This is a genomic window from Reyranella sp. (assembly GCF_965228225.1).
Lineage (GTDB): Bacteria > Pseudomonadota > Alphaproteobacteria > Reyranellales > Reyranellaceae > Reyranella.
In genome coordinates this window covers 1,816,761-1,834,526 of record NZ_OZ245801.1, presented here as the reverse complement: position 1 = coordinate 1,834,526, position 17,766 = coordinate 1,816,761, and the positions used below count along the sequence as shown (strand labels likewise).

At 62.9% G+C, this 17,766-nt stretch carries 13 protein-coding genes and 1 other annotated feature; of the genes, 3 read left to right on the top strand and 10 right to left on the bottom strand.

From position 1 onward, the window contains the following. Positions 1 to 124: 124 nt before the first annotated feature. From ACO07K_RS08745 to ACO07K_RS08730, 4 genes are all read right to left on the bottom strand, one after another. Entirely contained in the window at positions 125 to 1,153 is a 1,029-nt protein-coding gene (locus ACO07K_RS08745; RefSeq protein ID WP_422035539.1) for a DUF7146 domain-containing protein, read from the bottom strand. Positions 1,154 to 1,163: 10 nt separating this feature from the next. Next, on the bottom strand, positions 1,164 to 5,498 hold the full coding sequence (locus ACO07K_RS08740) for a strawberry notch-like NTP hydrolase domain-containing protein (protein WP_422035537.1): 4,335 nt from the start codon (positions 5,496 to 5,498) through the stop codon (positions 1,164 to 1,166). Between the two features lie 215 nt (positions 5,499 to 5,713). After that, the gene (locus tag ACO07K_RS08735; RefSeq protein ID WP_422035536.1) at positions 5,714 to 7,843 is read right to left on the bottom strand and encodes a ParB/RepB/Spo0J family partition protein; all 2,130 of its coding nucleotides are present in this window, start codon (positions 7,841 to 7,843) and stop codon (positions 5,714 to 5,716) included. A gap of 278 nt (positions 7,844 to 8,121) precedes the next feature. Continuing rightward, positions 8,122 to 9,350 (bottom strand): IS3 family transposase gene (locus ACO07K_RS08730; RefSeq protein ID WP_422035535.1). Its coding sequence is split into 2 segments (ribosomal slippage): positions 8,122 to 9,062 and positions 9,062 to 9,350, totalling 1,230 coding nucleotides; the frame shifts between segments, so codons are not numbered across the junction. After that, positions 8,953 to 9,069 (bottom strand) — a sequence feature (AL1L pseudoknot). (Overlaps the previous gene by 117 nt.) A 110-nt stretch (positions 9,351 to 9,460) precedes the next feature. Between ACO07K_RS08730 and ACO07K_RS08725 the strand changes: the two genes are divergently transcribed. From ACO07K_RS08725 to ACO07K_RS08715, 3 genes are all read left to right on the top strand, one after another. After that, the gene (locus ACO07K_RS08725) at positions 9,461 to 10,177 is read left to right on the top strand and encodes a hypothetical protein (RefSeq protein WP_422035534.1); all 717 of its coding nucleotides are present in this window, start codon (positions 9,461 to 9,463) and stop codon (positions 10,175 to 10,177) included. A gap of 7 nt (positions 10,178 to 10,184) precedes the next feature. Further along, a complete protein-coding gene (locus tag ACO07K_RS08720; RefSeq protein WP_422035532.1) occupies positions 10,185 to 11,012 on the top strand; it encodes a hypothetical protein in 828 nt (275 codons plus the stop codon). Between the two features lie 106 nt (positions 11,013 to 11,118). Then, positions 11,119 to 12,147, top strand: coding sequence for a hypothetical protein (locus ACO07K_RS08715; protein ID WP_422035531.1), 1,029 nt, complete (start codon positions 11,119 to 11,121; stop codon positions 12,145 to 12,147). Between the two features lie 21 nt (positions 12,148 to 12,168). On the opposite strand, the gene ACO07K_RS08710 is transcribed toward ACO07K_RS08715, so the two are convergent. The 6 genes from ACO07K_RS08710 to ACO07K_RS08685 are packed head-to-tail and all read right to left on the bottom strand — an operon-like array spanning position 12,169 to position 17,657. Further along, the gene (locus tag ACO07K_RS08710) at positions 12,169 to 12,537 is read right to left on the bottom strand and encodes a hypothetical protein (RefSeq protein WP_422035529.1); all 369 of its coding nucleotides are present in this window, start codon (positions 12,535 to 12,537) and stop codon (positions 12,169 to 12,171) included. An 18-nt stretch (positions 12,538 to 12,555) separates the two neighbouring features. After that, positions 12,556 to 14,070: a YaaC family protein gene (locus tag ACO07K_RS08705; protein WP_422035528.1), complete on the bottom strand. Its 1,515-nt coding sequence runs from the start codon at positions 14,068 to 14,070 to the stop codon at positions 12,556 to 12,558. Continuing rightward, a complete protein-coding gene (locus ACO07K_RS08700) occupies positions 14,067 to 15,200 on the bottom strand; it encodes an SAVED domain-containing protein (protein ID WP_422035527.1) in 1,134 nt (377 codons plus the stop codon). Before ACO07K_RS08700 ends, ACO07K_RS08705 begins: the two co-directional genes overlap by 4 nt. Before the next feature lie 8 nt (positions 15,201 to 15,208). Then, a complete protein-coding gene (locus ACO07K_RS08695) occupies positions 15,209 to 16,102 on the bottom strand; it encodes an ATP-binding protein (RefSeq protein WP_422035526.1) in 894 nt (297 codons plus the stop codon). Next, entirely contained in the window at positions 16,099 to 16,596 is a 498-nt protein-coding gene (locus tag ACO07K_RS08690) for a hypothetical protein (RefSeq protein WP_422035525.1), read from the bottom strand. Before ACO07K_RS08690 ends, ACO07K_RS08695 begins: the two co-directional genes overlap by 4 nt. Continuing rightward, positions 16,593 to 17,657: a CBASS oligonucleotide cyclase gene (locus tag ACO07K_RS08685; protein WP_422035524.1), complete on the bottom strand. Its 1,065-nt coding sequence runs from the start codon at positions 17,655 to 17,657 to the stop codon at positions 16,593 to 16,595. The genes ACO07K_RS08690 and ACO07K_RS08685 overlap by 4 nt, the downstream gene beginning before the upstream one ends. Positions 17,658 to 17,766 lie beyond the last annotated feature (109 nt).

The window sequence follows — 17,766 nt, the reverse complement described above, 5'->3', positions numbered from 1 at the left end:
GGGCGGCCTGCCGTCCGATCGCCCTCTTAGAAGGCCGGGGCGCGCTCTCGTCCGGTCCGAAAGGCAACAGAGCGACCGGCCAGGAAGCGATTCGTCGAGCCCGTCCTCATCCCGTCACGGCCGTCTAGAAGGCTCGGAAGCGCACCACGTCCTGCGGGGCGAGCTGCCGGCGCATGGATGTTCGAAGCCTTTCCGCTCCCACGCGGCGGAGATCCTCATTGAAGTCGTCGAAGCAGGGCAACAGGCTCCTGACCTCGATTCCGGCGGCTTCGGCGCGGTGGCACAGGCTGGCCATCGCGGCATCACCGGCCGGATCGGCGTCGCGTGCGACATAGAGACGGCGCAAGGTCGGTGGAAGCAGCAGTGCCGCGAGGTGGTTGGCCGAGAGCGCGGCGACCATCGGCAGGGTCGGCAGCACGCTGCGCAGCGACAGCATGGTCTCGATCCCCTCGCCGGCAGCCATCACGTCGTCGGCCACTCCGAAGCGGACACCGTGCCCGAGAAGATGACCCATGGCCCGTCGCGGCGAGTCGATGGGCGCCTTGTCTTGGCCAGACCGGTCGAGCCAGGTGCGGTGCACTCCGGTGATCCTGCCGCCGAGATCGGTCACCGCGGCGATCAGTGCCGGCCAGGTCTCGGTCGGGCTGTCGGCGTCCGGGCGATAGTAGCAGCGCGGATGGAAGCGCAGCGGATCACTGTCGACCACGGTTACGATACCACGGCTGTGCAAGTAGGATTGTGCCAGCGTGCCCGCGATCGGCGTGGACATGGCGTAGAGACGGCGTGCGGACTCGGGCGAACCGCGGGGCGCGGGAAGACGATCCTGTCGTGGCGCGAGCTGGTCTGGCGGCAAGGCGAGGAACGCGCGTGCCTCGTCCAGGGTATCGCGCAGGCGATCAAGACCGCGATTGAGGGCGATGAGGTCCAGAAGGTCGCCATGCTCGCCTGTTGCAGCGTCGGTCCATTTGCCGGCGGCGCCTTTGCCATGGTCCGGCCCGCTCAAGCGGACGAACAGGCTGCGCCCCCGCATGTTGGCGACATCGCCAACCAGCCAGTAGCGGCCCTCGCGATGGCCGTTCGAGAGATAGTGCCGGCACACCGCCTCGGCGCTGCGCGCGAGGCGGTGTGCGAGGTCGGCGGCGACCGACGCCATGGCCGCCCCCTCACGCTGCGGCCCGATCGGCGATGTGCACGATCGGGTAGCGTTCTATCAACCCGGCGAGGATCTCGGGGCCGTTGGCGCCGGTCGGCACGAACAGGCGGAGCTTCCAGGCGATGATCTCGGAGATCAGCTCCATCGCCTTCAGGCGATCGACCATGCCGTCGGTGAAGCCGCAGAGTTCGACCCGGAACAGGCCCATCACCCTGGCGCGGCGAAGCGACAACCCGTCCTGCAGCTCGAGGACGGTTCGACCGTCGAGCACGGCAGTCCAGGCGTCGGCCGGCGCGATGCTTACGCCATCGGCACTGACGGCCTGCGCCACCCAGGCCGGCGAGACCAGCCGGCCGATCACGCGCTCGCCAGCGTCCGTCTGCAGGCGGTAGACTCGCATGGAGTCTTCCGGCAGTCGTTTCCAGATTGGCAGCAGCAGTCCCGTGACGACGTGGAGATTGCTGTCGGTAAAGGCGGGAATCTCGACGAGTTCCCGGTCCCAGGCTTCGGTGAACGCGACGCGATTGGCCTGCTCCCAGTGCGTCTGCGTCAGCGCCGCCGACGGCATCGCCGTCCGCTCCATCGGCCGCAGCAGGCGGACACGGCGTTCGACCTCACCATCGTCGAGCATGAGGCTCGGCGCAGGCACCTGCACGGCCGCCCGGCCGGACTGCGTGTTCACCAGCAGCAAGGCGCGCGGGTCGTCTGCTCGACCCAGAGCCTCGGCGAGCGAGAACGGCCGATTGCGCTCGCGCCGGCGGAGCGTGAATACCTGGGTCTCCGCGCCCGTCTGCGGATGGACATAGAGCGAGCGCCGGTCGGTCACGACCAGGCTCTCGGCGTTGAGCGTCTCGACGCCGACGTCATAGGTGCCGGAAGCCTGCGCCCCTTCGATCTTCGCCCGCAGCAGATCTTCGAAGACACCGAACAGCGTGTTCTGCAACTCGATGGTGAGCGCCAGGAGCCGGTTGAGGAAGGTCGTAATGGGTGGCAACTCCTCGCGCAGGCTGCCGTCCTGGTCGATCAGATGCAGGCCGGTGACCTCCTCGAAGGCTTTTAGCGAACAACCCTCCACCTTGCCGGCGAACAGCAGGAGGTAGAGCTGGCGCAGGGCGGCACGCCCATAGGGAGATTCGAGATTGTCGTCGGAACGGAACAGTCCCTGGCCGCCGGTCTGGCGCTGGCCCTTGGTGATGGCGCCCAAGGTGTCGAGCCGTCGCGCGATGGTCGACAGGAAACGCTTCTCGGCCTTCACATCGGTGGCGATGGGCCGGAACAAAGGCGGCTGGGCCTGGTTGGTCCGATTGCTGCGCCCTAGGCCCTGGATGGCGGTGTCGGCCTTCCAGCCGGCCTCCAGCAGATAGTGGACGCGCAGGCGCTGGTTCCGGGCGCCGAGATCGGCGTGATAGGAGCGGCCCGTGCCGCCGGCATCGCTGAACACGAGGATGCGCTTGTCGTCGTCCATGAAGGCCTGCGCTTCCGCGAGATTGGCGGAGCCCGGACGGTTCTCGACGCAAAGCCGGTCCCCCTTACGCACGATCCGCCGCGACCGGCCAGTCACCTCGGCGACCAGGTCGGTGCCGAAGCGCTGCACGATCTGGTCGAGCGCACCCTGCACGGGAGCGAGCGCGGCAAGCCGCTCGATCAGGCGATCGCGCCGTTCGACGGCATCCCGGCACTGCACGGGCTGGCCGTCGCGATAGGCTGGCCGCGAGGAGAGGTTGCCCTCGCCATCGGTGAAGGGCTCGAAGAGCTGGGTCGGGAAGCTGTGCGCCAGGTAGTCGAGCACATACTCGCGCGGCGTGATGTCGACCTGGACGTCGCCCCAGTCCTCGGTCGGGATGTCGGCCAGCCGGCGTTCCATCAAGGCCTCGCCGGTGGAAACGATTTGTATGACAGCGGCATGGCCGGCTAAAAGGTCGCGCTCGATCGCCCCGATCAGTGTCGGCGTCTTCATCGAGGTGATCAGGTGCGAAAAGAAGCGCTGCTTGGCGGACTCGAAGGCCGACCGGGCCGCCGACTTCGCCTGGGCATTGAGCGTCCCGCGCTCGCCGGTGACGTTGGCGGCCTGCAGGGCGGCGTCGAGATTGTTATGGATGACCTGGAAGCCGCCGGCATAGGCGTCGTAGATGCGAACCTGCTCCGGCGTTAGCGCGTGCTCGACCAGCTCGTACGCGACGCCCTCGTAGGACAGTGACCGGGCCGCATAGAGGCCGAGCGCCTTCAGATCGCGGGCGAGCACCTCCATGGCGGCAACGCCGCCGGCCTCTATCGCCTGGACGAACTCGACGCGCGTGGCGAAGGGGAAATCCTCGCCACCCCAGAGGCCGAGCCGCTGAGCATAGGCGAGATTGTGCACCGTGGTGGCGCCCGTCGCCGAGACATAGACGACGCGGGCATTGGGCAGCGCATGCTGGAGCCGCAGGCCGGCACGGCCCTGCTGCGACGGCGCCTGGTCGCCGCGCTCGCCCTTGCCGCCGGCGGCATTCGCCATGGCGTGACTCTCGTCGAACACGATCACTCCGTCGAAGTCGGGTCCCAGCCAATCGACGATCTGGCGGACCCGCGAAACCCTTTCCTCGCGCGCGTCGGTGCGTAGCGTGGCGTAGGTGGCAAAAAGGATGCCCTGCTCGAGCCGGATCGGCGTTCCCTGGCGGAAGCGGGCGAGCGGCGTCACCAGCAGCCGCTCCATGCCGAGCGCCGACCAGTCGCGTTGAGCATCCTCGATCAGCTTGTCGGACTTCGAGATCCACACCGCCCGTCGGCGGCCTTTTAGCCAGTTGTCCAAAAGGATGCCGGCGACCTGGCGGCCCTTCCCGGCGCCAGTGCCGTCGCCCAGCATCCAGCCACGCCGGAAGCGCACAGCGTGCTCGGCATCGTCGGACGCGGCCGAGACGAGGTCGAAGGTCTCGTCTACGACCCACGATCCGGCGAGATGGCCAGCATGGGCTTCGCCGGCATAGATGACACTCTCAAGCTGAGCATCGGACAGCAGGCCAGCGGAGACGACATTGGCCGGCAGGTGTGGCCGGTAAGAGGGCTTGGGTGGCGCGACCGAGGCCATCGCCGCGGATTGCACGAGCCGGGTCGGGTGCGGACGGGCGCCGGCGATTCGGATCGACTGCAGGTCGTAACCTTCATACAGCGCTTCGGTGAGGCTACCGCCCTCGGCCGGCTTCCAGTCGACGGTCTCATACGCGAGTTCGGTGCCCCCTCCTTCGAGCGAACTGCCCGCAACGGCGAGCGGCTGTCGTGCGGTCCTGCGGCTCGGTCTGACCGCGACGGGATGGACGGGTGCCAGAAGTGCTGCCGCACCTTCAACAGGCAAGCGCTCTGGAACGCAGGCGGTCACCCACTCAAGCAGCGTGGCAGCGTCGGGCGCCATGCCTGGGGATGCCGGAAACGATCTTGGATCATCGGCGGGCACGCGATCGATAACCGTCAGCCTAATTTCGACCGTGGTGCCGTGGCGGGCATAAACGCGCCCATCGACGGCAGCGCTAAACACGACACGGCCGCGTTCCTGTAGGCGGATGAAAGCGTCCCGCCAGGACGGATGGTCCGGCGCGAGACTCGCACCCGTAATCGCGACCAGTCGCCCGCCCTCGGTGACGCGGGCCAATGCGGAGGCGACATGGCGCAGGGCTGCATCGGCGACGGCGCCATCGACATGTGCCGCAGCCGAGAACGGCGGATTCATGAGCACGACACTCGGGCGCACGGCGCCGTCAAGATGATCATGAATGTGAGCCGCGTCGTAGCGAGTCGTCGCGGCGCTTGGAAAGAGCTGCCCAAGCAAGGCCGCGCGGCTTTCCGCCAGCTCGTTCAGGGCCAGCCCGCCGCCGGCGAGCTCGGCGAAGATGGCGAGCAAGCCCGTCCCTGCCGACGGCTCGAGCACGAGATCGGCCGGGGTAATGGCAGCCGCAGTGGCGGCGGCGAAGGCGAGCTCGATCGGCGTCGAGAATTGCTGCAGCGCCAGGCTCTCCTCGGAGCGCCTCGTATGGGTAGGAAGAAGCGCTGCGATCTTGCCGAGCATGGTCAGTTCGGCGGCCAGCGAGGTCGCCCGTGCGCGGACCGCCGGGCCGAACTTGCGGATGAAGAGTATGGTCGCCGCCTCGCAGGCGTCGTACGCGGTCTTCCAGTCCCAGGCGCCGGCCGCATCAGAGCCGCCGAAGGCATGCTCCATGGCGGCACGCAGGGCGACCGCATCGACGCCGCAACCACGCTCGAGGCGAGGGAGAAGAAGCTGTGCTGCCACGGAAATGCCGGCAGACGGATCGGCATAAGTGGAGGCGAGCGAGCGTAGCGGCGCGGACACGGCCGCCGACAAGAGAAGATTCGACATGGAGCAGACCTCTGGAGAGCGGGGAACGGTCCGAGCCAGGAGGCGCTCTCTCTAGGACCCCGCCGGCTCAAACCCGTCCTGGCCGTCCTCTTCCTCTCCCTTGGGAATCGGTCAGGGTGGAACCCTCAATGGAAAAAGCCCGGCACGGCGGCCGGGCTTATCCAACGACTGGCGGCAAGAGTGCGGAGCGGCCGAAGCCGCCCCGCGAGGCCGCGCTATTCGGCGGCGATGGGATGCGGATCCACGTCGTCCGTGGCGGCTTCCCGCCCTTCGCCATCAGCGAGAAAAGCCGGAAGTGCCTCGACCGTTCCGGTCGGCGTGTCCGACACATCTCCGCTGTCCACGAGCCGCAACGGTTCAGGCAACCAGCCCGTACCGTGGAGTAGCCGTTCGGCCTCCTTCGCCATCTCCGCCTTCTTGAGATGGTCGATGAGCTGTGCGGCCTGCGCGCCCCTCGCCTCCCGCACCGCCTCCAAGATGCGAGGCTTGGTGACGCGCCCGAGATAGTTATCGACGGTGGGCCGCCAACCAGCTTCCACCATGTCGAGACCGACCGCGCGGGCCAATCGGTCTGCCCGGACGATACGCTGCTGGACACCGTGTGCCGAGACGCCCGGCCCGCCGTAGCGGTCGCCCTTCTCGTAGAGGGCGTTCACGCCAAACGAGACGCAATGCGCGAGCAGCGCGGCGCGACGGGTGTCGTCGAGGGCGGCGAGCCAATCCCAAAGGGCGTCGTCGTCCCTGGGTAGCTCGGCCTTTCGCGTCTCGTGCCGCTCGGCGACCGCCATGGCGGAGGGGCTGTCCTTCAGATCGGCCGCCTGGACGGGAAAGAACACATGCCGCACCGAGGCTTCTAGGCATGCGCCGGGGGCGCCGTGCTGGAAGGTATCGAGGCAGAGCTTGTGTAGCAGCACTGTCAGGGCGACCTGCGGGTTGTTCGCCACCGCGTCCCGCAGCGCCAGGGTGCGGTGGGCCGTCAGTTCACCAACGAGCCGCCCCGGCAATGGCTTGATGGCGTCATCGCTATCGTCGTCATCGTCCGACTCGCCCCCGCCGATGGTGATGACGGCGCACTGCACATCGGTAGTGGCGGATGTCGCCCCACCGGCCCGACGGGTCTCGCCCTCCGCCAGGTCTTCGCCACTGGCTTGAATCGATGGCTCGTCCTCCGGCCGGACATAGCCTCGATCGATAGCAAGGTGCCCATCAGCGTCGATGCTGACGAGCACCCCGGCGCACGCGATCTCGGCCGGCTCATAGCGAACTGGACGATTCTCGAAAGCCGCAAGCGCCGTCTCGATCTCGCCGAGTCGGGCATCGATCTCGTCCGGCAGCTCGGCGGCGTTTCCGTATTCGGCTTCGAGCCTGGCCTGCTCGGCGGTCAGCGTATCGAATGTCGTCTGCTCCTCCAGCGTGAGCTCGAGCGTCACGCCGTCGAGTTGCCGAAGATGGCTCGCGTGGCCGTAGCGGAAGTCGATCGCCACCTCGATCCACTTCCAGCCCTCCTCGGCAATCTTCTGGGCGTCCGACGCCAGCTTCCCGGTCGCCAACCGGTCGAGCAGGGCGACGTCCTCGAGCCAGCCGCCGTTGTCTTCCTCGAAGAGATCGCGCTGGACCACGCCGCCGGCGGCCTCGTAACTTTCCAGACCCACAAACCGGGCTCGACGGTCTGAGGCACGCACGGCACTCTCGGTGAGCTGGCGGCGGATCAGATAGGGCTCTTTGTTGTAGGATTGCTGAAGCGCCTCCCAGACCTGCTCTTGCCGTGCGTGGTCGGTGGTGACGGTGAAGGCCATGAGCTGCTCCAGGAGCATGCCGTCCTCGGCGTAGACGTCGAGGAGCTTCTCCGACACGGCAGCCAGGCGCAGCCGCTGCTTCACCACGGTCGGGGGGACGAAGAAGCGAGCGGCGATCTCCTCCTCGCTAGCGCCCTGGTCGCGTAGGGCCTTGAAGGCGCGGAACTGATCCAGCGGATGCAGGGCGACGCGCTGGACGTTCTCGGCCAGAGAATCCTCTTCCGCCGACACCTCGACGTCGGGAGTGCGCACGATGCAGGGGATCAGCGCTGTCTTCGATAGGCGCTTCTCCTTGACCAGGCGTTCGAGGGCCCGGTAGCGGCGGCCGCCGGCCGGGATCTCGAACTGGCCGGTCTCCGCGCCTTCGGCGTCGAGTACCGGCCGGACGTTGAGGCTCTGCAGGAGCCCGCGACGGGCGATGTCCTCAGCCAGGTCCTCGATCGACACGCCGGCCTTCAGACGGCGGACGTTGGACTGGCTGAGCGCCAGCTTGTTGAAGGGGATGTCGCTTGAGGCGCTGAGGGTGATCTTCTGAACGGCCTTTGCCATGTCGGGATACTCCACGACGGACGGCCGGGAGACATTCTCTCGACCTCCAATCCGTCATGGAAACTGGCGCAGCCCTCTCACTCTGCTGTCGCTACGTCCGAATTCTTGAGCGCTTCTGGAGAGTTGAGCATCTCAGCAATCCACGCTGACATATGCTATGCTGGCGGACATAAGGCCCATCCAGAACGACAGAAGGCCGGCATTCCCCCCCCTTGAGATCCGACATGGCGAGCAAGAAGTGAACCGCCCCGGGTTTGCCGGAGGCTGTTTGGTTTGAGTCACGCTGCCAGTTTGTGCTCGTCGAGCATTGCGTAGTAGCGCTCCTCGGCCTCTGCCGGCGGGATGTTGCCGATGGGCTCCATCAGCCGGCGATTGTTGAACCAGTCGACCCATTCCAGCGTCGCGAACTCGACGGCTTCGAATGATCGCCACGGCCCGCGCCGATGAATGACCTCGGCCTTGTAAAGTCCGTTGATGGTCTCGGCCAGAGCATTGTCGTAGCTGTCGCCAACGCTGCCCACCGACGGCTCGATACCAGCGTCGGCCAGGCGTTCGGTATACTTGATCGAGACGTACTGGCTGCCTCGATCGCTGTGATGGACCAGCCCGCCGCAATGAAGGGGCCGTCGGCTGTGCAGAGCCTGCTCCAGTGCATCGAGCACGAAGCCGGCGTGTGCCGTCCTGCTGACTCGCCAGCCGACGATGCGGCGAGCATAGGCATCGATCACAAAGGCCACGTAGACGAAGCCTGCCCAGGTCGCCACATAGGTGAAGTCGGACAGCCACAACGCGTTCGGATGCTCCGCCCTGAACTGCCGATTGACGTGGTCCAGCGGGCATGGTGCCGCTCTGTCGCCGATTGTGGTTCGCACCGGCTTGCCGCGGACCACGCCCTGCAATCCAAGCGTTTGCATCAGTCGCGCCACAGTGCAGCGTGCCACTTCATGGCCCTCACGATTGAGCTGCCGCCAGACCTTGCGCACGCCATAGACGCCGAAGTTCTCCTCGAACACCCGGCGAATCTCCGGCATCAGGGCACCATCCCGCTTCATTCGAACCGATCGCCTCGTCGGATCGGCCCGCTGGGCGACATGAGCATGGTAGGTCGATGGGGCGATCGGCAGCACCCTGCAGATCGGCTCGACCCCATACGCGCCGCGGTGATCGTCGATGAAGGCGATCATGGCTTGTGTCGGCGGTCGAGCTCCGCCTGGGCAAAATACGCGCTCGCCTTTCGCAGGATCTCATTGGCCTGGCGAAGCTCACGGTTCTCCCGCTCGAGCGCCTTGAGCTTGGCGGCCATATCGCTGGTCAGGCCAGGCTTCCCGCTGTCACGCTCGGCCTTCTTCACCCACTCGTTTAACGTTTGTGCCGTGCAGCCGATCTTGGATGCGATCGACACCACCGTCGCCCAACGCGATCCGTGGTCAGCCTCGTGATCCAGCACCAACCGGATCGCACGCTCCCGCACCTCGGTCGAAAACTTGTTCGCTGTCTTGCTTGTCATCGCTCCACTCTCTCAAGGGTTGGAGCCTCCGACAAACCCGGGGCGGTTCAAAGTACCAGAATCAGACGTGCGTCTATTGCGCGACGGCCGTATCGACGACGGCAGATCATGTGATCGCTCGGCAGTTTGTCCGAGAGCCTTTACGCGCGAACCTTCCCAAGGTACCGGCCTGCGATAACTGCAATAACCGGAAAGCCAAGCTAGAGCATTATCTGACGGCCGTTTTGCCGTTCGCCAGTCGCGGCCCGGACGCTTCTGCTCAGCTTGCGGGACCGGTGCGAGACCGGCTCGCGCGCAATAGCAAGCTTCATCGCGAACTGGCGGCGGGACGCCATCGACTTTGGACGCGCGAGCCTTCGGGTCTGCTTATGACCACGCTGGCGCTACCGTTCCAGGGCGAGAAGCTCGAAGAGTATATCGGCCTGCTGGTGCGTGGCCTGATGTGGCACCACTGGCAAGTATTGTTGATGCCGGATTGCTTCGTGGAGGTGTTGTGTCTCACGAAGCACGGCGAGCAATTCTTCCGCTCCATGTCTTCCATGAATGGAAAGCAGCGGATCAACGAGACCTTGGCCGAAGGAGCGATCAGCTACACAGCGGTACAGGCCGTCGATCTCCCCGAGATCTCGGTCTGGGAGCTGACGCTGTTCAATGGCCTGAAAGTCGGCGGCGAACGTCCGGGCGAAGAATCGGCGCGCTGGGGCGTGATTACCGGGCCCCGCCGCTCCCAGGAGGCGGCCGACCGAGCGGTGAAGGCGCTTGCGACCATCGACACCGTGCTCGGTCACGAGCGCGCGCAGGCGCGGCGGAATCGGCCGCCGGAATAGCCGCCTAATGCAACTCATTGCGAGGCTGGACGAATCAAACACTCACGCTTCGGCCGACTATATGCTGATGGCGGGCTATGTCGGCCGGCTTGGGCAATGGATGCATTTCGACGAAGCGTGGCGGAAGGGCCTGCGGAAGTCCGGGCTGACACATTGGCATACGTCCAAGATCGGCAACCATCCGTTCCGGCAGAAGGCGACAAAGCTTGCCGATCGGCATTTAATGTTCGGCATGATCATCCGCTTGGACGGCGACGTATTCCGGGAGGCGTATCACAGCCGAGAGTGGTTCGATGGCGCCAAGCCCGACAGCATGTACGGCCTTTGCTTCCGCTACTGCATCCGAGGAATCGTCCAGCAAGCCTGCGTCGAGCTGCCCAATCAAAGCGTCACTATCAATTTCGAGCTCGAAAGCGGGCATCGGAATGCGGGTGCGCCAGCGGACATTGTGAGGAGCTTCAAACGCGAGCGTGTGCCGATGGGAGACGCCATCGGCGCTGTGACGCTTGGCGAGAAGACCAAAGTGCCAGGTCTGCAAGCAGCCGATCTGTTGGCGAACTGGGCACTGGAGCTGGAGACTAAGGGCCGCGTCGGGACCTACGACGAGGGCCCGCTTCCGCTTGAGAAGGCGCGGACGCGTGAGATTAAGTGCCCGATATTCCGGTGCTATCCGACTGCTTACGATCTGGCGAAGTTCAGGGATGACGTGTTGATACGCACCGCCAACGTCGAGAATACGGGCGGGTGCGCCATGAAGCGAGATTGGCTACGGCCTCTTCTTCGCCGTCAGCGGAGTGATCTCCGCAGGCGGCCCTTTAGGTCGCGAGCGACATAGGCCCTGAGAACAGCGGTGACGAAGCTCTCGGGCGTATCTTCTTCACGCGAGGCTGACCTGAACGTGATCGCTTTGAGAATGGAAGGCGCTGTGTCAGGTTGTGGCGATGCTCGCGTTTCTCGCCAACAACATAGAACAGCTCGATCTCGCCCTCGAACACGTAGCCTTGGGTGATGCCAACAATGCGCGCTTTGGTTTAATGCTGACGGACAATATCGTCGAAATCACCCTTCACCAGCTTGCGCTGGATCGGAAAAGCGATCTGAAGCACAGATCGTATCACTACGAGAAGAACCCGTATCAGCACTCAAAGGAACTCGAAGCAGCCCTTGGGCGCTTCTTCGATCAGAAACTGAAGTTCGCAGTCTTAGAGACAAAGCTTAGTGAAGAAGAAGCGGAGTCGATCAAGCTCCTGCACAACGTCAGGAACGAAGTCTACCACGTAGGCGTTCGCGATAACGTCTTGCTACCGGATCTCGCGAGATTATACTTTTATCTGACGACTGCGTTTCTCGCTCGCTACGAAGCGCGGGGGTTTGGATGGGGTTCAAGCCAACAAATCCCCGAGCGGGCTAAGAAGTACTTCAGCGGTGATCGCTTCATGCCAGGCAAGCGCGAGGACTACGCGCAAGCCTGCGCCCAATTGCATAAGGCCATCGCATTTGATGCGGGTCGCCTAATCCGGTCTCTGGCGGATCACATGCACGATGTGATCGAGCAGGAAGACACAGCGATCGACGTGCTCTCGCAGGTGCCGCAGAAGACCACGCGCGATCAGGCCGTATTGGACACGCAAGCTTGGTCAATGACATTTACGGACGAAGGCAAAGAATACATTCGGGCGCTGCTTGCGGCGGGGCGACCAAAGCCGGCGGGCGTAGCGGGCCATGTCGCGCTTCTAGCGAGCGAATACCCCTTCACGGTCAAACGCGATCCGATCCCGTCATGGCGTAAAAGAGCGGCGACACTTCGCAAGGAGAGCAATCCTCATCGAGCGTTTAAATCGTACCGCGCTTTCACGAGTCAAACGGAGGACATTCGCGCTTTATTGGATGCAGCCCACAGTCAAGCCGATGCCTATATCGAAGAACAAATCGATAGAGCCCGCGAGGAACGTGCGCTTCGTGAGCGCTAGATGGCGGGCTCGGCGATCGCCCTAAGATTGAAGTGGTAAGGGGACCGTGAGAAACTTCGGCTGAATCATCACAATAAGCCGAAGGAATTTCTTCTTTTCCAGGAAGAAGCCGAGTGGCTTGTTTTTCCTGTCGTAGAGTTCCGCAGTGCCGAGATGCAGTTTGTAACCAATGAAGCGGTCGGCTCCGCCAATGCAATGTGCGTGAGGACTCGATGGATAAGGATCTTCATCCGACTTGTGCACACGCCAAACCTCACCGCTAACACGGTAGTCCTTCTGAAGAAGAAAGCGGCCTTTGGCATCCTGCATCTCAAGCAGGCCTACCGTCACATCCACATACTCGGCGGTGTCGTCGAGTATCTCATCGTCAGTCGAATTCTCGGAAGACATCGTCGGCTGCTCCGTGACCTAGTAAAACGAGCCGGTCATCTTGGCGAAGACGCGCTGGCCGATAACCTGTTCAAGAAACTGTTCTGGTAGAACTCGCTCCACGACAGCAAGGAATGCTTCGATCAGAACACGCATATGATCGAGGTCGCCTTCTTGGACACGGCGCCAAACGCTCGGTCTATAGCGGACAACAATCGAGAGCGCATATAGCAACGCCAAGCATGTCACCCGATATTCACTTATCACGCCGAAGATAGGCATGATGAGCGCATCGCGCTCAAATGGGCTGTGATGAATGGGCAAAGCGTTCCACCATACGTCGATGCCGGGATGATCGACGGCAACCCGAAAGACGCGCCCGGCCTTTGGCGACTCAATTTGGCCAATTTCTCCGATAGGGCCGGGATAGAGGCCGATGTCCTGCCTCGTGAGGCGGGCCGAGTCGTCGACCAAGTCTACGTAGCTACGCTGAGGCGGTGCCTTCACCGGGCCCAGGCGCAATGAAGCGTTGGCAAGCTGATCGTAAACGGGTCTTACCCAGCGCGGCTTGCCGTCGAAAATATCCCGAAAAAGGTCGGACACCTCGGGAATCGAGGCAAACAGCTCTTCGATCGAATGCCAGCTCGTGCGCGGCCGAAAGCTGAGCTCCTCGAATTTGCGCGCCTTACTGCCCGGAATGTCTCCGTTGGAATGACCCAGGAACTCCGTCCAGAAAGTAAAGAAGCCTTGGGAGATGACACCAACAACCAGCACATCGAGATCGCCGCTGGGTCCGTCTATGGTAAAGAGGCCATGCCCTTGCGTCGTCTTAGCTTCAATTTCCGCGAGGGTCTTCGGTCCGTTCGGCGCCGCCAGCATTTCGGCAAATGCGAAAGCGAGCGTGCCATAGTAAAGGTTGAGTATCCGCTGGCTGACGTTGCGACCTTCCTTCGCTTGGAAGTAGTCGAGCGCGTTGCGCAGCGTGAACGCCAAACCTTCGGCTTTCGTCTGAATATCGCCATCACTGAGCTCGACATTGACCGCTTGAGCGCGACGCAGAACAAGTTGCTTGGCAATTTTGACACTCTGAAACTGGCGGACTCGGAGCCAGATTGCTTCTAACGGCTGCTCTGCCAGCATAAATCGATAGGGAGGCGGGCCCGATTCGATTTCATCGGCCTCGTCATTGCCGGGCGCAAATTTCCCGTCCGCGCTGGCTTTATTCCATTCCAGCATGACGGAGTGAAATTCGTCGGTCGATGTCACCGGCTTGGCGATGCCATAGGCGTATTGTTCAACGTGATAGGGCGCGCCATTGAAAAAGATGTGTTCAACCTGCGTCGCCAGTGCCTTGTAAACGGCGTTGGCAGTGCTCGAGGAGTAGATCAATGCAACGCGATGCGTGTGACCGCCCCGCTCCGCGACAATGATGAGAGTTTCGGCCGCCTCCCTCTCAATCTTTGCGTCCCACTTATGCCGGCGAAGAGGTTCGAGAATCTTCTGTTCGGCGTCACGGCGCAGGATGTCCAGGCGGGCTTCGGCTCCGTAAGTCATGTACCCCCCAAGCGAATGCTCGCCTTGTAGCGCGGCATCTCCTTGGCACGGAACTCATAGAGCTGCGTCGGCGGATACATGGTTGGATTCAATTGTTGGCCTATGGCGACCGCGAGAGGCGCGGGACCGGCATAAACCAGATTCCATTCCTTCGCATCGGGAAACTGCTGCGTCGCGCGCTCAAAAACGCGACGCGCTTCCTGCGTAACCCATTTGAGTTGCTCGGGGTGCTGCAGCCAGGCCGCCGAAGGATGGGGAATACGAAAATCTACGCGAGCGTCGAGCGAAACACCGGCCTCCCGCAGGACCTCATCGGTAATTGGAGCGGTCAAATGGAAGAGAAACGCCACGGCGTCGGCTTTTCTCGGTGCACTCTCGAGACCGGATACGATCAAATCCTGTGCCGGTACAGCGACACGCGGCCACGCCCAGGTGCGGTCGTCGCGATGAAATTGAAAGAGCTGAAGATGAGGTCGGCTGGTGAAGTGATAGCCGAGAGAAATACAGGCGCTCACCGGAGCAAGCGGGAAGATTGCGACGCGGTGATCGAAGGCGTCTCCACCCGATAGTATCTTCTTCACTTCGGCCGCGATGGTGGCATCGACGGCCTGCCAAGCATCTGTATCCATCGGCACTTGCAGCAAATGCGGCTTCGCGGCGAAGAAGTCGGGGGAAACCGCCGCCTCGGCCGTTGCAAGATCTACCGGGAAGCCGCCTTGTAAAGCCAGAGGCGTCCAACCCGTGCGAGATCGTCCGCGTTCAGGGAGTGAAGCGCGAACCCAAGCCTCATGCGCTTGCTTAATATCTTCCAAGCGCGCAACCGTGTAGTAGCCGGGCTGCTTGTCCACCTTCGCATGGCAATTCTGGCAAAGAAGCATCAGGTTGCCGTACTTATTGCGCTGCGCGGCGGTCATCTTCGGCGCCGCACGAGGTCCGGCTTGGCCGGCCGCCGCGACGTGGGCGATTTCACCGATCACCGCAATCGGGTCATACCCAGTTGCCTCGGCATATAGCTCAACCCGACATTCAGGCATGGCGCAGCGACCGGCAGCGCGCCCCCAAAGCAACTTCATCACGAGAGGGCTGTAGGCGCGAACCGTCTTGGTCGGAAATTTCGATTTTGGTGCCATGCGAGGATTCAGCGGTGCAGCGTCGCCCCTTCCATCAGGGGTGACGGCTCAACATCGGCGATCGCCGCTTTGAGGATGTCAAATCCGAAAGGCTTGTTGCTCTTCCACGCCCGCCGAAGGGCGAGGCGCGCAATCCGGTCCTTGAGATCGGAGAAGGTATAGGGGATGCTGCCCCTTGTCAGCTTCACGAGTTCCAGCAGTTCCTTTTCGCTGACCTTGGTGCCTTTGAGGATGCGTGCGAACACGGCAGCGCGCGCCGCATCGTCAGGGCGTTCAAAGTTCAAATGCAAGGCTGCGCGTCGCCGGACGGCGGGGTCGAGCACGTCTGCGCGGTTTGTAATCATGATGACCGCGATCGGCGTCGGACAGTCCGCGAGCTGATCGATCTGCTTGATGAGAACGTTCACACCTGCCCGATCTTCATGATGGGCCTGCATCTGCCCGCGGCTGGTGGCAAGATCGTCAGCCTCGTCGATGATAAGGATGCCACAACCAACCGCAGCAGCCTTTGTCTTCACCTGGGTGAATGTCTCGGTAACACGGGATGAAAGTTCTCCGACATGCCCGCCGCCGCGAATGTTCGACGGGGATTCGAGGCAGACGATGCGTTTGTCGAGGGTCTTGGCAAGTGGGGTCGCCACACAGGACGCGAGCGCAGTCTTGCCACAACCAACATCTCCGGAAAGTAAAATAAGCGGCAAGGTCGAGCGCGTTATGTCGAGCATGCCAAGACCGTCGGGATGGTGACGCTTGCTCCAGGCGTCGAGACGCTTCCGGTCGAGGATCATGGTGAGCTCGTCGGTCACGGCCTCCTTGATCGCGTCGATGCCAAGGAGTCCATCGTATTCCTTCAAGCCATCCCGCGTCGGATGAACGGTTTCGGTCAGTCGCAGTTCGTTCATGACCAGTCGCCGATCTTGCTCCTCACGACACCGTAACCTTCCTTGGAATAGGCGCGGTCGCGGATCTGGTCGCCCTGCACGGCATAACCTGTCCCCCAGCCGCGCTTCGCGATGTAATCGCGAACGATGGCGATGTTCGGTGCCTCCCAATTCATGTCGACGAAGAGGAACAGCTTAGTGCCCGTGGGCAAGCCGAAGAAATCGACGCCGCCGGCATTGCTGCTCTCATGCACGGTGCCATCGCTGCTCACGGTGTAGTGCAGGGCAATCTTCGTGCCGTTAGGCTTGGTGCACTGAAGCTGGAAGCCACGCGCGGTCCGGTGCTGGAGGATGAAGGCAAGTTCTTCAGTCCAGCTCCGCGCCTGTTCGTTGGTAATCAAGTTGGCGGCGGCAGGCGCGTAGAAGTCCGCGCCGATCTCTGCCATCACGGCGCGAAGGCGCGCGTCGGTGTAGGTGTCGGTTTGCGAGCGGGTCGCGGTGTGAGGTACGGTCACGACAGATCTCCATGGGTCAGTACGGCGTTGCCGAATACGTCGGCGAGAATTTCATCGACGGCACTGTCGTTTCCCATGCTCTCGTGGCTCGTGATGCGGGCAAACGCATCGCGGCCGGCGGCAAACCATGAGGCGAACTCGTCGAGTTCAATATTGCCCCAAGGGGTGTGTACGACGTTGTTGTTGCTGTTGACGGGATCGATCACCTTCCAGAGCCGGTTGCCCGGAGCATTCTCCTGATAGGCCTCGACGCTCGGGTAATCGGTGAAGGCGATCTGCGTGCGGTTCTTGGTGACGCTGGCGAGATAGGCGAACCACTTGGAGAGTGTCTCCGTGTAGGTGCGCTCGACCTTGAGCCGGTCGTAGGCACTGGCGCACAGGAGCTCGATCAGCGTCGTGCGGACCTCCTCGATCGGGCTGGTCGTGCCGATGCGAACGTAACGCCACCACTTCATGAGACGTACGCACTCATTGAACTTGACGCGCCCAGCGAGCTCGTCGCTCTCGCGCGTCCGCCGCCTGATGAATTCAGTGTGGCGAGCGACGGACGTAACGCGGCGGGTCCCGTCCTTCTTCAGGATGACCTGATAGCCTGGGGTGGCGGCCTGCAACATCGGGACAAGATCGTAGTTGAGCTTCGATTCGACGAAGCGAAGCTCGACGGAACTGGCCGTGGTCGACCTGGGCGTCTTAGGATAGCTTGCAGCGGCGTAGCGGTCGAAGCGCTGCAATAGGTTATCGATGTTCTCGCCGTCAGCGGTCTTCGGCTTGACGACGAAGGGGAGATCAACGTCCTGGCCCTCGATTTCCATGTCGCCGCGCATGTGACGGCGAAGACCCGTGCTCTTGGCGAACGACCCCGCCTCCGGGGTTGCGAGGACCGTGAGGCCGTCAGCTTCGGCCTGGCCGGTGATCACACGCCGGATATTGCCGGCCTGGTCGCGAATCACCTCGGCCGTATCCGGCTCCGGTTTGATCCAATCGACGAACTTGGCGAGGCGGCGGTGGGAACGACTCAAGGCGGATACCGCCGTGAGCCTGCTGGCAACCATCTGATTCATCACAAACTTCCTGCCGTTTCCGGTCTGGCTGATATTTCGGTGGCAGGTATGGAACCGGCCTATTAACTATTAGTTTACTAATGTAGCCGAAAATGCTAGTTTTGTAAAC